General features: G+C 65.0%; 14 protein-coding genes and 2 pseudogenes. 10 read left to right on the top strand and 6 right to left on the bottom strand.

All coding sequences use genetic code 11. The annotated features are described in order from the left end of the window. Positions 1-623 (top strand): annotated as a pseudogene (locus tag HWY30_RS41645) (IS3 family transposase); the annotation flags it as partial. Positions 624-792: 169 nt separating this feature from the next. Here HWY30_RS41645 and HWY30_RS15350 read toward each other — a convergent pair. Beyond that, complete coding sequence (locus HWY30_RS15350) at positions 793-1,281, bottom strand: hypothetical protein (protein WP_090803693.1); 489 nt, start codon at positions 1,279-1,281, stop codon at positions 793-795. Between the two features lie 144 nt (positions 1,282-1,425). Here HWY30_RS15350 and HWY30_RS41640 point away from each other — a divergent pair. Then, positions 1,426-1,692, top strand: a pseudogene (locus tag HWY30_RS41640) (VOC family protein); the annotation flags it as partial. Between the two features lie 262 nt (positions 1,693-1,954). On the opposite strand, the gene HWY30_RS15345 reads toward HWY30_RS41640, so the two are convergent. Next, positions 1,955-2,455, bottom strand: a complete 501-nt coding sequence (locus tag HWY30_RS15345) for a GAF domain-containing protein (protein ID WP_018419924.1) — start codon at positions 2,453-2,455, stop codon at positions 1,955-1,957. 174 nt (positions 2,456-2,629) lie between these two features. Between HWY30_RS15345 and HWY30_RS15340 the strand changes: the two genes are divergently transcribed. Next, positions 2,630-3,070, top strand: coding sequence for a hypothetical protein (locus HWY30_RS15340; RefSeq protein ID WP_090803691.1), 441 nt, complete (start codon positions 2,630-2,632; stop codon positions 3,068-3,070). Positions 3,071-3,107: 37 nt separating this feature from the next. On the opposite strand, the gene HWY30_RS15335 is transcribed toward HWY30_RS15340, so the two are convergent. Then, positions 3,108-3,533 (bottom strand): TOBE domain-containing protein, encoded by a 426-nt coding sequence (locus HWY30_RS15335; protein ID WP_090803690.1) that lies wholly within the window; start codon positions 3,531-3,533, stop codon positions 3,108-3,110. A gap of 158 nt (positions 3,534-3,691) precedes the next feature. Between HWY30_RS15335 and HWY30_RS15330 the strand changes: the two genes are divergently transcribed. The 5 genes from HWY30_RS15330 (at position 3,692) to HWY30_RS15310 (ending at position 9,155) form a co-directional block, all read left to right on the top strand. Beyond that, positions 3,692-5,254, top strand: a complete 1,563-nt coding sequence (locus HWY30_RS15330; protein ID WP_176078896.1) for an SH3 domain-containing C40 family peptidase — start codon at positions 3,692-3,694, stop codon at positions 5,252-5,254. 143 nt (positions 5,255-5,397) lie between these two features. Beyond that, on the top strand, positions 5,398-5,883 hold the full coding sequence (locus HWY30_RS15325) for a VOC family protein (RefSeq protein WP_090803688.1): 486 nt from the start codon (positions 5,398-5,400) through the stop codon (positions 5,881-5,883). A 67-nt stretch (positions 5,884-5,950) separates the two neighbouring features. After that, complete coding sequence (locus HWY30_RS15320; protein WP_090803687.1) at positions 5,951-6,427, top strand: VOC family protein; 477 nt, start codon at positions 5,951-5,953, stop codon at positions 6,425-6,427. Positions 6,428-6,511: 84 nt separating this feature from the next. Then, complete coding sequence (locus tag HWY30_RS15315; RefSeq protein ID WP_090803685.1) at positions 6,512-7,732, top strand: MFS transporter; 1,221 nt, start codon at positions 6,512-6,514, stop codon at positions 7,730-7,732. Between the two features lie 565 nt (positions 7,733-8,297). Further along, on the top strand, positions 8,298-9,155 hold the full coding sequence (locus HWY30_RS15310; RefSeq protein WP_244144918.1) for a FecR family protein: 858 nt from the start codon (positions 8,298-8,300) through the stop codon (positions 9,153-9,155). A gap of 3 nt (positions 9,156-9,158) precedes the next feature. Here HWY30_RS15310 and HWY30_RS15305 read toward each other — a convergent pair whose 3' ends face one another. Beyond that, positions 9,159-10,091, bottom strand: a complete 933-nt coding sequence (locus HWY30_RS15305) for a recombination-associated protein RdgC (protein WP_090803682.1) — start codon at positions 10,089-10,091, stop codon at positions 9,159-9,161. A 314-nt stretch (positions 10,092-10,405) separates the two neighbouring features. Between HWY30_RS15305 and HWY30_RS15300 the strand changes: the two genes are divergently transcribed. Continuing rightward, positions 10,406-10,732 carry a hypothetical protein gene (locus HWY30_RS15300; protein WP_090803681.1) on the top strand — a complete coding sequence of 109 codons (327 nt, stop codon included), beginning with the start codon at positions 10,406-10,408 and terminating at the stop codon, positions 10,730-10,732. Between the two features lie 42 nt (positions 10,733-10,774). Here HWY30_RS15300 and HWY30_RS15295 read toward each other — a convergent pair whose 3' ends face one another. Next, positions 10,775-11,620: a glycosyltransferase family 2 protein gene (locus HWY30_RS15295; protein ID WP_090803679.1), complete on the bottom strand. Its 846-nt coding sequence runs from the start codon at positions 11,618-11,620 to the stop codon at positions 10,775-10,777. Between the two features lie 291 nt (positions 11,621-11,911). Here HWY30_RS15295 and HWY30_RS15290 point away from each other — a divergent pair, with 291 nt between their 5' ends. Then, positions 11,912-13,213 (top strand): O-antigen ligase family protein, encoded by a 1,302-nt coding sequence (locus tag HWY30_RS15290; RefSeq protein WP_090803677.1) that lies wholly within the window; start codon positions 11,912-11,914, stop codon positions 13,211-13,213. Between the two features lie 45 nt (positions 13,214-13,258). On the opposite strand, the gene HWY30_RS15285 is transcribed toward HWY30_RS15290, so the two are convergent. Further along, a complete protein-coding gene (locus tag HWY30_RS15285) occupies positions 13,259-14,365 on the bottom strand; it encodes a glycosyltransferase family 4 protein (RefSeq protein WP_090803675.1) in 1,107 nt (368 codons plus the stop codon). Positions 14,366-14,508: the final 143 nt, after the last annotated feature.

Raw genomic sequence — 14,508 nt, 5'->3', positions numbered from 1 at the left:
TACACGTGGGGCGCAAGCGGGTGGCGCGCCTCATGCGTATGGCGGGTCTGTGCGGGGCAAGCCGGCGGCGCTGGCCGCGCACCACACGGCCACGCGCAGGCGCCCGGCGTGCGCCTGATCTGGTGCGCCGGCACTTCAGTGCCGAGGCGACAAACGTGCTGTGGGTCGCAGACGCGACCTATGTACCCACCGGTGAAGGATTCCTCTATCTGGCAGTCGTGCTGGATGTGTTCAGCCGTCGCATCATCGGCTGGGCGATGTCCAACCATCTGTACACCGAACTGATGTTGCGGGCGTTTGACATGGCGTTGCAGCAGCGACGCCATGAGGGTGTGATTCTACATTCCGATCAAGGCTGTCAATACACCTCCATTGCCTTCGGGCGGCGCTGCCGAGAAGCCGGCGTACAACCGTCGATGGGGACCACCGGCGACGCTTATGACAACGCGATGTGCGAGTCATTCTTCGGCACGCTCGAAGCCGAACTGCTCTGTCGCGAACACTTCGCGACCCACGAACAGGCAAGGCGGCGTCTGTTCTCGTTTCTGGAGAGCTGGTACAACATACGCCGCCTCCACAGCAGCATCGGCTACTGTTCGCCGCTCGAATTCGAAAACCTGCATGCGCAAAATCAAAGCTTATCGTCGCGCGGGTTGCCCACCGCCGGGCAGCGTCGTGGTCTTGACAGGCGACCCGCCGCCCGGCCGTGGACAACCTGCGATTTGATCTTATCGGGAGGTGCCACACCGCATTAAACTCAACTGCAAATCTATCCGTCGAACCGGGTCAACCTCAGTACAGGGTGAAATCGCCGTCATGCGTTTCACAGCTGTTCATGCCGAGCTGGGCGAGCCGCGGCAGTCTTGGACGCTCGAATGAACGTGCAGCAGGCACGGCAGACAGCACGCGCCCGAATAGCTGCGACGGCGTGACAGTCACATAGTACGGCCGGATTTCCTGTTCGATAGGCCCGCCGCCCGTGCACGACGCTTGCGGCGTTGACACGACCGCGATCACATGGCCGCTCTCGATCGCGGACTGGAGCTCTCGGGCGAGTTGCTCTGGCGCAGAGCCGCTAGCATATGCGCCGCCACGCGCATTGCGCATGAACCCGACGAGCTGCGCTAGCTGGCGCGCGTCGTACTTGAGTTCCCATGAGCTAGCCGAGGTAATGAGCTTGCGACCGGCACGCGCCTCGTCGCTCAATGCGTTGCCGCGATATTCCCGTCGCGAGTAGAGCCTGCAGCGCCGGCGCGCCCCGACTTTGAAGTCAATCGCCATCTATCTGCAACCCGATCAACATGCGTTGCGCCTCCAAATCACTCTGAAGCGGGTATATCTAGCACGACGCGGGAGACGGGGGAATATGTTCGACACAATTCATAACATTGTTTCGAGCACCGCCCCGTCACGCGGTACTCAACCGGCAAGCGTTGCACGACCGACGACACAACATCGACCTATCTGGCCGCTTACCTCGATCCTGGCGAAGTAACAGAGAACAGGCGGCACTGGTGCTTTAAAGCGCCGTCTCGAGATCACGTCCATGCATTCATCAAAGCAGGACTCTCGGCTGGTAGCAAATCCCACGGAGAGCCTAGCTTGAGGCCTCACTATCACCGCGACTATTACGCGGCATTTCTGGTCGACCCGGCTGGCAATCGCGTCGAGGCCGTCTGTCATACCTCAAGCCCTAACCTCTCAGCCGCCACGTCACACCCCGACTGCTCCAACACAGCTCGCGCCCTCTGGTGCAGATTGCGGCCAGCCCACGACGCATCCGGCGACCTCGCCCACGTGCCCAACGCGGCCAACATCGGCGCGAGGGTCGGGTCCGCGTGCGTGCGCGCGTGCGCCTTCGCGAACATCGCGCCGACGCGTGATGCGTTCCTGCCCCTCCCGTTACACCTCGCGGTACGCGACTTGCTCGCCGAAGCGGATCGGACCGGCGACGCTACACGCCGCGCGGCAGTGCTGCCTCGATGAACACCGCGCACAACGCTTCCATGCCCTTCGCGTCCTCCTCGTCGAAGCGCGCGACGACCGGGCTATCGACATCCCACACGCCGATCAGCGTGCCGTCGGGCGCGACGAGCGGCACGACGATTTCCGATTGCGACGCCGAATCGCATGCGATATGGCCGGGAAACTCGTGCACGTCGCGCACGACCTGGGTCTGACGGGTTTGCGCGGCCGTACCGCAGACGCCCTTGCCCAGCGCAATGCGCACGCACGCGGGCTTGCCCTGGAACGGGCCGACCACCAGTTCGCGGCCGTCGTGAAAGTAAAAGCCGGCCCAGTTCAGATCGCTCAACGAATGAAAGACGAACGACGAGAAATTCGCGGCGTTGGCGATCCAGTCCGTTTCGCCGGCCAGCAGCGCGCGCGCCTGCGCGACCAGTTCTTCATATTGCGCGGCTTTGGGCAGATGCGAGGTGGAGGAAACTTCGAACATGACGGCGTCCGTGATCAGAGCGGGATGGCAAGCGGTAAGGGGTGAAGTGTAAAGCAAGCGCAATCCCCGCGCGCGGGTGTCGAACGCTGTGACACGCGCCGCGCGTCTACGCTCGCCGTCCCCGTCGGTTCTCGACTCTCCGTCCTTGGTTTCTCCCTTCCGGCAGTCGGTACAATGACAGGCCACAAGCTTTTTTCGTATGTGGCTCTCACGCTGACCGCCTCGGCGAGCGTGTGCGCGGCACAAACACCACCACACGCTACGATTAATGATTTCATCGGCAATTGGGTTGTGACCGATGTAGTTGACTATGCCGATATTTCCGGTGGCATCCCCGAAGCAAAACGGATTCTCGGCATGACGATGACAATTACGCCGCAATCCATGAGCTTCGACAGTGAAACCTGCAAGCCCAACACAGGTTTTACCGTCAAGCGAATTGACACGCTTTCGGCGTTGAAGAAACAGTTCGACCTTCGCGTGAATGAAACCGGGTTGCCCGCTACAACCGTTGTCGTAGATAGCGACAATTGTTTTGCGATCTTCCGGATGGACGCTCACAGGATTGTTTTTGGATGGGACGGGATCATCGTTCGCGCCATCCGCGATCAGTGAGAGCCCGTTGAGTACCCGTCCCAGAGGCCCGGGCCTTTTACTGATCGACCCCAATGATCACGCTCGACGCCTTGAAAACCGCCGTCGCCGCCTTGCCGCTCGCGAGGCCGAGGCGCTCGACGCTGTCGTTCGTGATGATCGCCGCGATCTGCGCGCTGCCGGCACTGATCGTCACTTCCGAATTGACGGCGCCCTTCGTCACCGCCGCGACGGTCCCTTCGATGCAGTTGCGCGCCGACACCTGCTGCCTCGCGACATCGACCATTACGATTACCGACGATGCCTTCACGAGCGCAAACGCCTGCTTGCCGGTCGCCAGCCCGAGCGACTTCGCGCTGCCGTGCGTGATGATCGCGACGACCTCGAGACCGTCCGGCGTGCGCAGCGTGACTTCGTCGTTGACGGCACCGTGCTTGACGTCGGTGACTTCGCCGCTGAACTGATTGCGTGCGCTGGTTTTCATGGCGGACTCCCTGGCGATTGTCGCGCGTGGCGACGCGCGGGTGGGCGGATAAAGCGAGTGTAATCGAAGCCGCGCGCGTCCCCGCCCAACATCCGATGCGCCGTGCGCATCGCCGACACCGTATCATCTTGGCCGTGCACCTCATACGCCGAATCTTTATGCCCGTCGCCGTTCTCTCCCGCCGTGCCTGCCGCGCCGTCGTGCTGTGCGTCGCCGTCGCGACGCTCGCCGCGTGCAGCACGCCAACGCCGCCGCGCGGCACGCACGCGTTCGTCGACAACGTCACGCTGTTTTCGCTCGCCCATTACGACCAGAACGTCGATCACTGGCTCGATCCGAACAGCCCCGACTACGATCGGCCGTTTCTCAGCGCCGCCGAGCAGCGCGCACATTTCGACGCGCTGTTCGCGCGCTACTTCGGCACGGGCGAGAACGCGCCGTCGCCGTGGAATCCCGCCTGGGTGACGACACGCGTGTTTCGCGAGCAGGGCGAGGACATTGCGGCACTGCAACAGCGCCGCATCGACAGGTTCGACAACACCGGCAAGCGTGGCAGCATCATCGGTTACGGCGAAAACTTCCGGCCGCACGACAAGGCGTGGATCGACGCGATCGCGCGCAACATCAACGTCGCGCAGTTCACGCAAACACCGGTCTATCAGCCCGAGCGGCGCGCGATCGCGACCGGCAACCTGATGGTGCGCGAGTTGCCTACCACCGATCCGTCGTTCTACGACCATCGCCTGGCCGGCGAGGGTTATCCGTTCGACAACCTGCAGATCTCGGCGGTGCGACCCGGCACGCCGCTCTATGTGCTCGGTAGCAGCGTCGACGGCGCGTGGCATTACGTGCAGACGCCCGACGTACAGGGCTGGGTGCGCAGCGACGGCGTCGCGTTCGCCGACGATGGTTTCATCGATCAATGGCGCGCGGCGGCCGGGAAGTCGCTAGGGGCGGTGATCGTCGCGTCGGCGGCGGTCAACGACGGCCACGGCGTGTTCCGCTTCGCTGCCCCGGCCGGGACGATGCTGCCGCTGGTGGCGGGTGCCTCGGCATCGCCAGCCGCGACCAGCACCAATGCAGGCACACTCCAGCTCCTCGTTCCCGCACGCGACGTCGACGGCCGCGCGCTGATCCGCACCGCGTCGCTCGACGCCACGCAGATCGCGCCGATGCCGCTCGCCGCGACGCCGCGCCATCTCGCGATGCTGTTGAAGGCGCTGATCGGTCGGCCGTACGGCTGGGGCAATAGCGGGCTCTACAACGACTGTTCGTCGGAACTGCAAAGCATCTTCGCCGCGTTCGGCGTGTGGCTGCCGCGCCATTCGTCGACGCAGATGAGCGCCGGCCGCATGGTCGATCTGTCGGAGTCGACACCCGCCGAACGGCTCGACTATCTGGCGCGGCATGGCGTGCCGCTGCGCACGCTGATCTACATCGGCGGCCACGTGATGCTGTACCTCGGCAACACGACGCGCAACGGCGCCACGGTCCCCGTCGTCTATCAGGACGTGTGGGGCCTGCGCCCGGCCGACAACAGCCGGCGCGCGGTCATCGGCGGCTCGGTGATCCTGCCGCTCGACGAGCGCATCCCCGAGGACGCGACGCTGCAGTCGCTCGCCGCGACGCCCACGTTCCAGATCAGCATCCTCGGCGCGCCGGCGGGCAGCACGGCGCCGTCGTCCGCGCCGCCGGCGGACGAGGACAATCCGGCGGGATAAATGGCGGGCCGCCCTCCCCCGCGCCTGAAAATATTTTTTTCGGAGTGTCGATCCGACGGTGACCAACTCGTCGTAACGTTGAAGACCCAGCTCATGCAGCCGGTCTTTCCCCTGAGGAACCGTTACTTCAAGGAGTCACCGTCATGTCCAGCGCCGCAGCCAAACCGATCCCGGACGGGATGCACTCGCTCACGCCGTACCTGATCTGCAAGAACGCCGCCGAAGCGATCGCGTTCTACACGAAAGCCTTCAACGCCGTCGAACAGATCCGTCTGCCGGGCCCCGACGGCAAGGTGATGCACGCGACCCTGAAAATCGGGGACTCCATGCTGATGCTGACCGACGAATGGCCCGAGCACCAAAGCTTCGGCCCGAACACGCTGAAGGGCTCGCCGGTCACGATTCACCACTACGTACCGGACGTCGACGCGAGTTTCAAACAGGCGGTCGACGCGGGCGCGACCGTCACGATGCCCGTCACCGACATGTTCTGGGGCGACCGCTACGGCCAGGTCAAGGACCCGTTCGGCCACAACTGGTCGCTCGCGACGCACAAGCGCGACCTGAGCGCCGAGGAAATCCAGCAGGCGATGGCCGCGATGGACTGTTCGTCCCAAGAGAAGAAGTGAGCGGCCGATGGGCGTCGGGCAATCGCACGCCCACGCCCACCGACACCAATCCCGAAGGAGCAACGTCATGCAGAAAATCGCGCCGTGCCTGTGGTTCGACGGCAACGCGGAAGAAGCCGTGGAGTTCTACACGTCGGTGTTTTCGGCGTCTCGCATCGCCACCACGCTGCACGCCACGGACGCCGGCCCAGGACCGGCCGGCAAGGTCGTCGCCGTCACCTTCGAAATCGAAGGCCAGGAGTTCATGGCGCTGAACGGTGGCCCGCAATACAAATTCACGCCGGCCATCTCGCTGTTCGTGCACTGCGACTCGCAGGAGCAAATCGATCGCTACTGGTCGAAGCTGCTCGACGGCGGCGGCGAGCCGTGGGCCTGCGGCTGGCTGCGGGACCGCTTCGGCGTGTCGTGGCAGATCGCGCCCAACGTGCTGCTGCAGATGCTGCGCGACCCGGAGCGCGCCAAGGCAAGCCGCGTGATGGCGCAGATGATGAAGATGGTCAAGCTCGATATCGCGCCGCTCGAACAGGCGTATCGCGGCGAATAGGACGGCGGCCAGCGGGCGCCCCGCCTCGCCCGCGCGATCTTTTGATAGGATCGGTCTCGACCCCAACACGGCGAGACAACCACGGTGCGCGTCAACCATCAGGCCTTCTTCTGCTCGCTGTTCATCGCGCGTCTCGCCGATCAGATCCTGCTCTTCCTGGTGCCGCTCGTGGTGTTTCAAACGACGCGCCAGGTCTCGTGGTCGGGGCTCGCGTTTTTCATCGAAACGCTGCCGCGCTACCTCGTGTTCCCGTTCTTCGGCGCGCTCTGCGACCGCTTTGCACCGCTGCGCCTGATGCGGCTGAGCCAGGCGGTGCGTGCGCTCGCATGCTTCGGCGGTATCGCCGCGTATGCGCTGTTCGGCGGCATCGGCTGGCTGATCGCGCTGTCGGCCGCGTGCGGCGTGCTGACGAGCCAAGGACTCGTCGCGCGCGAGGTGATGCTGCCGCAGATCTTCAGCACGCAGCAGATCCAGAAGGTGCTCGCGTATTCGCAACTGGCCGATCAGCTCGGCTTCGTGCTTGGGCCGATGCTCGCCGCGTTGCTGCTCGGTGTGTGGCATTGGGAATCGGTGGTCGCCGCGACCGGTGTGCTGTTTCTGTGCGCCGACGCCGCACTGTTCGTCTGGCAGCGACTGAGCGGCTTTCGCGCGCCTTCGCCTGTGTCCGCTCGATCGCTCACGCCCGCCGCCCACTGGACCACGCCGCTGCGCATCGCGCTCGATCACGTGTGGACGCTGCCGGGCCTGAAGAAGGTCATCATGCTCGCGGCCGCGGAGAACCTCGTCATCGGTGTCACGCTTGCGACGTCGGCGGCGATGGTGACGGGTTTGCATGCGCAATCGAGCCGCTACTACGCCGGTCTGCAAACGGCCGGCGCGCTCGCCACGGTGCTGGTGCTGCTGACGGTTGCGCGCGCCGGATGGCCGGCGCGCGTGCTCGGTCTCGTCGCATTCGTGACGATCTGCGCGGGCGGCGTGATCGCAGGCGCGAGCGCGTCGCCGTGGGGCTATGCACTCGGCTTCCTGCTGATCGTCGGCTTCGACAAGATGTTCAACGTCTACATCCGCAGCGCGCGTTTGCAGATCATCCCGCCCGAGGACTACGGCAAGACCATCGGCGTCGCGATTCTGTTGAACAACCTGACGCAGCCGCTCGCCGGCCTGCTCGTCGGCGTGTTCTCGGCAAGCACCCAAACCGGCCCACTGATCGTCGCGCTGTCGCTGACGATGGGCGGCATCGGCGCGGCGGTATCGATCGGCTCGGCGCTGCAGCGCCGCAAGCGCGCGTGGGCGCTCGAAGACTAACGGCGCTTCGACGCGCGACGACACGCTCGAAGTTACCCACAGTTTTTGTTGGCAAATCTGTGCATAACTTCCCGGAAAAATCCGCAAGCCTTTGATACGCCTGTCGTTTTTTCGTCTGCATCGAAGGTGCGGCAGCGCACGGAGTTTTACCGGGGTTCATGAGTGGCCGGCTGTGCGCAGACCGTCGTCAGCGCCGTGCGCATGCGAAGAGTTTCATCAGATTTACACGCTCGTCAGCTAAACCCGTCACGCTGTAATTCGTGACAAAAATGCCACGTTCTATTGCAGCGCAATTAGCCGCATTTCTGCTTAAGAGTTCACGAAAAGTAACGATCCATACATAGCCTAAATTTTTTATATCGATGACAATGGATCTGCATGCCCTGACGCAATCGGGGCCTACGCTTCCGCTTAGGATAAGGTATTGAGTCAATTCGCTGTGAACTCGATCCGAATATCCGCCGCAAATCATTATTAACAGATATAAATCGTTAAATCCCGCTCTGCTAAATTCAATTTAAATCACATTTGTCAAATGCGTCCGGAGTACCGCATCTTTAACCAAATGCTTCGGCGAGCGCAGCAATTACGGCGCGAAACCGGCGCCGTGCCCGCGGACGTCGGCCCCGCGCTACGCGAAGACGCGGATGCTGCCGGCGTATCGCAGGGACGGCGGCGCGCGCTGAAAACGCTCTGGGGGCTTGCGATCGCCGCGCCCGCGGGCTGGCTCGCGAGCCGCTTGCCGTGGCAGATGTGGACCGCCGAATTCCACACCGCGACTGGCGAACTGGACGACGTGCTGCTGGCGGACGGCACTCATATCACGCTGGGCAGCGCGAGCGCGATCAACGCCGCGTTCGAGGCGAAGGTTCGGCGCGTCGATCTGCTCGGAGGGGAAATCATGGTGCGGCCCGTGAGCGATGTTGGCGGCGCACCGGGCGCCCGAACGACTCATGCGCCTTTGCTCGTGCAGACGGCCGAAGGCGTCGTCGAAGCGCGCGGCGCGCAGTTCAGCGTGAGGCAAGGGGATGGTTTCACACGCGTGGCCGCGTTTCGCGGCGACGCGCTGGTGAGGCCGGCATCAGGCGCGGCGCTGGTGCTGACGCAAGGCCAACGGTGCACGCTGACACGCTTCGGCGTCGCGGCGCCGCAAGCGCTCGACCCGCGCGAGGCGATGTGGACGCGTGGCCTGCTCTACGCGAACAACATGCGTATCGCGGATCTCGTCGACGAACTCGCGCGCTATCACGCCGGCGTATTGCGCTATGCCGACGACGTCGCCGATCTGCGCGTGTCGGGCATCTATCAGCTCACCGATACCGACGCGACGCTCGCGCTGCTGCAGCGGACCTACCCGATCCGCTTGCGCTCGATCACGCCTTACTGGACCCTCGTCGAAGCGCTCGACAGCGCGGGAATCTGACGCTCAGGCCGCGACGGCCTGCGGCAACGCGAACCCTTGCTCGCCCTGCTCGCCGCCCAGCGCATCGAGCAGATCGCGCAGCATGCGGTCGAGCTCGGCCGTCATCAGCGCGACGTCGGAATCGAAGCGCTCGTCGTCGTTCTGCGCGGTCGGGTCGCTCGCTTCCTTGAGCACGTCGAGCGGCGCGACGCGCTTGATCGTCAGCGACGGCGTCAGCACGAACGACACGCGATCGTTCCACGTCATCGCAAGCCGCATGCATTGCTTGCCCGCCTCGATGTGGCGGCGCATGTCTTCGGCGTCCAGCGCATGCCCGACATAGCGCACCGTCGCGTTGCCCTCGGCGGGCGAACGCAGCTCGGTGTCCTGATCGAGCGTGAAACCCGCCGGCGCGTCGCCGTCGAGCAGCCAGCCGGTCATCGCCGCGACCGGCGACTGCGCGACGCGCACCGTCATCAGCGGCAACTGGTCGATCGACTTCACGAGCAGACCGCGCACATCGTCGGCGACCGCCTGCGACGCCGCGTCGATCACGAGCCAGCCATTCGTGCAATCGATCCACACGCGCGTATCGCGGCGGATGCTGAACGCGCGCGGCCGCAGTTCGTCGGTGACCTGCTCCTTCAGATCGCGCATCTGCTTGCGGCCCGGCTTGAAGCCCTGCTGCTCCTCGAGCTCGGCCGCGCGCTCGCGCGTGACCTGGGTGACGACCGACGCGGGCAGCAGCTTCTTCTCGGCACGGAACGTCAGCAGCATCTGACCGTTCATTGCATAGACCAGCGAGTCGCCGTCGCGCGGCGGCGCCCAGCCTTGGGCCTGCATCTCGATGCTCTGGCCGGGCGCGAACGCGTACGGCGCGAGCCACTTCTGCATCTGTTCAGGGTTAACGGACCACGGCGCGGGCAGACGGTGCAGCTGAAGGTTTTTGAACCACATGAGCGAAGTCGGATTTAGGCAAAGCGCAACATTTTATCCGAGGAGAACCAGCCGGGGCGTTCTGGCGGACGCGATCCTGCAGACCGCCTAATTTCAAAAATTAAACGAAAATCTCTCCAACTGCGGCCCAATTATCAAAACGTCGCCGATCTCAGCAGAATGCGCTTCATCAACCCACTTCCCAGGAGCGCCTCACTTCCCAGGAGCGCCTCCATAGTCGAAGCCGTCATGGTTTGGCCGTAGCCGGCGGCCCGCGCGTTTTGGCGGCAAATCACCTAGACTTTTGGACAGGACAGACCCAGACGGAGGCGGTCATGGCCGACCAAACCGCAAGCTGGCAGACGGTGCAATACGAAGGCTTCGAGATACACGTGTCACCTGTCGCGAAGGATCCGCCCGACCCGGCGCATGCCGCCGATGCGGCCGCGAAAAACAGCCGCTACACGTATCTAGGCTACGTCTGCCATCCGGGCGCCAACCCCCAGCTTCCCGGCCATGCGGTGCCGTTTCACGCGGACGGCGAGGAGAGCTTCGCGAGCCTGGCCGACGCGCTCTCCGAAGCGGTGCACGTGGGACGCAGCATCGTCGACGGCACGCATCCGGATCTGACGGTGCTGCCGCTCGTAACGCGCGGCGTTTGACACACGCAGCGCGTCAAGCAGCCGTTTTCGGCTCGACGCCCGTCAGCCCAACGCGCGCTTGATGCGCGACTTCAGCAGCGCACGGCGCAGCCGGCCGGTGCGCTCGGGCTCGCTGACCGCGAGCGCGCCGTCGATGGCGGTGCCGCGGCGCAGGTAATAGCGGTCGAAGGTCGCCTGTGTCATCCCCCACTTGTTGAGGAACTGGCGACGCCCGTCGTTCTTCACGATCTTGCCGGTGCTCTTCTGCTGGAAGTGATAGACGAGACTGTCGCCGACGCCGACGAACACGCGGCAGCCCGCGTCCCACAGCTTCATCGAGAAATCGTTGTCGCTGCTCATGCCGGGACTCAGTTCGCTGCTGTAGCCGCCCACCTTGAACCACCAGTCCCGATGCACGAGCGTCGGCGGCCACGTCGCGCCGCGCCAGTCGGCGCGCACGAGACCGGCCGCGGCGGCGACCAGCTCGTCGACGCGAAACGCCTGCGCGTCGCGGCCGAAGTCGCGCACGACCACGCATGGATTGCCCGAATCGACCGGCTCGATCATCGTGCCCGACAACATGAACAGGTTGTCGGCCGGCATCTGCGCGAGACGCTTGACGAGCGCGTCGTCCCAGCCGGGGCAGCAGTACATGTCGTCGTTCATGTAGACGATGTAATCCTGCGTCGCGCGCGCCGCCGCGATATTGACCGCGTGGCAGATGCCGATATTGCCGGGCGACGCCGTGTGCTCGATGCCCTCGTCGCGCACCCACGCGAGCGTGCCGTCCGAACCGTCGTTCACGTGCACGATGAGCTGGTGCGGATGCGTCGAATGACGGCGCAGGCTTTTGATCACGAGGCGCAGATAAGGCAGGTTGTTCCAGGTCGGGATGATGATTGAGAACATCGAGTCGGTCCGTTGAGCTGGGCGCGGGGCGCGGCATGCGCCGCGCCCCGGCCATGAATGTCGCGCGATTGTACCGCCCCCGCCTGCTCGCACGACAGACGCCGCCCGCGCCCGCCCCACCCGCATGCCGCGGACCAGCGCAACCTCCCCGCGTTCGGCAGCAAGCATTTCGCAAGGAAGCGCATGGTTATAATCCGGATCGCTCTACCGTCTTGAGAAACTCAAATGGTCCGGCGTCCCCCTGCAATTTCACCACCGGAACGGTAGTGTTTTCATCGATAACGTAGACCTATGATTTTTGCTTCCAGTCTGGTCTGGCTCACGTCGGCTCTGCTGTTTCTCGCGCCGGCAGTCAATCTGGTGTGGCGCGGCGGCACCGGCTACTGCTTTTTCGCGCTCGTCGCGCTCGCGCTCGGCGCGGCCATCGTCAACCGGCGCATGCCGGGCTATTTCTCCGCGTTGCGGACCTACCGCTGGTTCACCATCGGCATGCTCGCGTTCGTCGTCGGGATCGGCGCGCAGCAGTTGGTGCTCGGCTACTGGCTGCCACGCGAGTTCGACAATGCGTCGCGTTTCGTGCTCGCGCTTCTGGTGTTCCTGCTGCTGCGGCAATTGCCGTCGCGCAATCTGCGCTTGATCGGCTGGGGCTGCGCGGCCGGCGCGCTCGCGGTCGGCGCATGGGCGTTCATCGATCAGCCGCCCGGCGGCTGGACCGACGCGAACCGGCTGAACAACTCGTACACGAACGCGATTCCGTTCGGCGATACCGCGCTGCTGCTCGGGTTCCTGTCGGTGTTCACGCTTGGCTGGGACAATCCGCGCGACTGGCGCGTGCTGGTGCCGCGCGTGCTCGCGCTGGTGTCGGGCGGCTATGCATCGTTTCTGTCGGGCTCGCGCGGCGGCTGGGTCGCCGTGCCGGTGTTCGTCGTGCTGCTCGGCATGCAGTACCACTGGTTCACGCACAAGAAGCGCCTGCTGATCGCGACGCTCGTCATCGTGATCGGGGCGGGCGGTCTGTTGTCGACCGAACGGGTTCAGAAGCGCTTTGCCGAGGTGCCGAACGACGTGTCGATGATGCGCAAGGGCGAGGACGACACGGCCACCGGCCTGCGCCTGCAACTGTGGAACGCGTCGCGGATGATGTTCGAGCGGCATCCGGTGTGGGGCGTCGGCAAAGGCCATCTGGTAGACGAGCTCGGCGTGATGGCGAAGCGCGGCGAAGTGAAGGCCGAGATCGTCAACGAGCGCGCGCATAGCGACTTTTTCTCGACGCTCGCCGAGATGGGCGCGGTCGGCGTGATCTGCCTGTTGCTGTTCTACTACGGGATCACGGTGTATTTCTGGCGACACCGGCATGCGACCGATCCGGCGATTCGCGCCGCGTCGTACGCGGGTCTCGCGGTCGCGGCGAGCACGGTGATCTTCGGGCTCACTATCGACGTGCTGGTGCCGATGATGGTGGCGGTGCTGCTCGCCTCGCTGGTGGCGACGCTGCTGGCGGTGATCGATGCACGCAAGCGCGAGTTGCGAAGCGATGCGCGGACCACGCCGGCGCCAGCCGCGCTCGTGCCCGAGACGCAGCCGCGCGATTGATTTTGATTTGACGAGAAGCGGCAACCCGAGCGCGGAGCGCCGCCCTCATCCCCGCGTGAACACCTCGTAAAGCGCCGCGACGTGCGCGTCGACGCTCGGGTCGTACACGAGGCTGTCGCGCGGCGTCGCGATGCGCGCGGCGCCGCTCTTCACGCGCTCGACCGCCTGCTCGATCGCGCGCTCGAAACTGCCCGCGGTCTGCCGCGAGAACTCGATCTTCGCGGCACCGGTCACCGTCTCCGCCGAGCCGACGTTGTCGGCGATCACGAGCGGCGTGCCGCACATCACCGACTCCACGCCGACGAGCCCGAACGGCTCGTACGCCGACGCGACGACCGTGAAATCGGCGGCCGCGAACAATTTCTCGATCTCCTTGCTGTAACCCGCGTAACGAATTGTGTCGCCGGTTTTCGGCACCGGGCGTCCCGCAACAACGAGGCAGACCGGCAGCGTCGTGCGCGAGAAAAACGCTTCGAGCAGCGGATAGCCCTTGCGCTCGTGACTCGTCGACGAGAACACGAACATCACGCGATCGTCGGGCACGCCGAGCTGGCGGCGCACGGCCGCGCGCGCGGCGGGGTCGAGCGGCCTGAAGCGTGCGGTATCGACCGGCGGATAAAGCACGTCGATCCGCGCGGCCGGCACGTCATAAAAACGCTGCAACTCGCGGCTCATCAATTGCGAATGCGCGACGATCGAGCGCGCCCGCGTGTAGACGCGCCGCTCGAGCTCGATCTGCCATTCGTCGCTGCGGCGCGGCGCGCGGCCCGCGGCTTCGAGCGAACCCGGATGCGTGCCGCCGCACAACGCGACGTCGGCATGCGTCGAGTGATTGATCGAGAACACGCACGCCGGACGATGCCGCTTCAACCGCTGCTTCAGACGCCAGTCGAACGCGAGGTTGCGCAGCTTGCGCGGCGCCCAGCGTACGTCGAGCGGCTGCGCATCGATCCACGCGGCCTCGGGCAGCGCGCGGTCGATCTCGCGCGCGAACAGCGTCGGGCGCAAACCCATGCGATGCAGGCCGGCGATCACGTCGCGCGTGTAACGCTCGGCGCCGCCGCTGTTCTTCAGCGCCTGGGCGGTCAGCGCGATGTCGGTGAGGGGGCGGCGGTTCGGGTCGAGGGCTGCGTCGCGGGTTGGCTCTGACAAGGATCGGTCTCGTTGAGGCGCACGCGCGGGCGAGGCCGTGGGTGCACAGTTTCGGGGCAGCGGCAATTGTAAAGGATGGGTTTCGCCGGGCTCAGCTCGGGGTGCCCGGGTTTGCCGCGTGCGTCGCGCGGCGCGGCCGTCAG

The organism is Paraburkholderia tuberum STM678, assembly GCF_902833905.1.
Classification (GTDB): domain Bacteria; phylum Pseudomonadota; class Gammaproteobacteria; order Burkholderiales; family Burkholderiaceae; genus Paraburkholderia; species Paraburkholderia tuberum.
The sequence above is the reverse complement of the archived record's forward strand: the minus strand, read 5'-3'. Positions and strand labels throughout refer to the sequence as shown.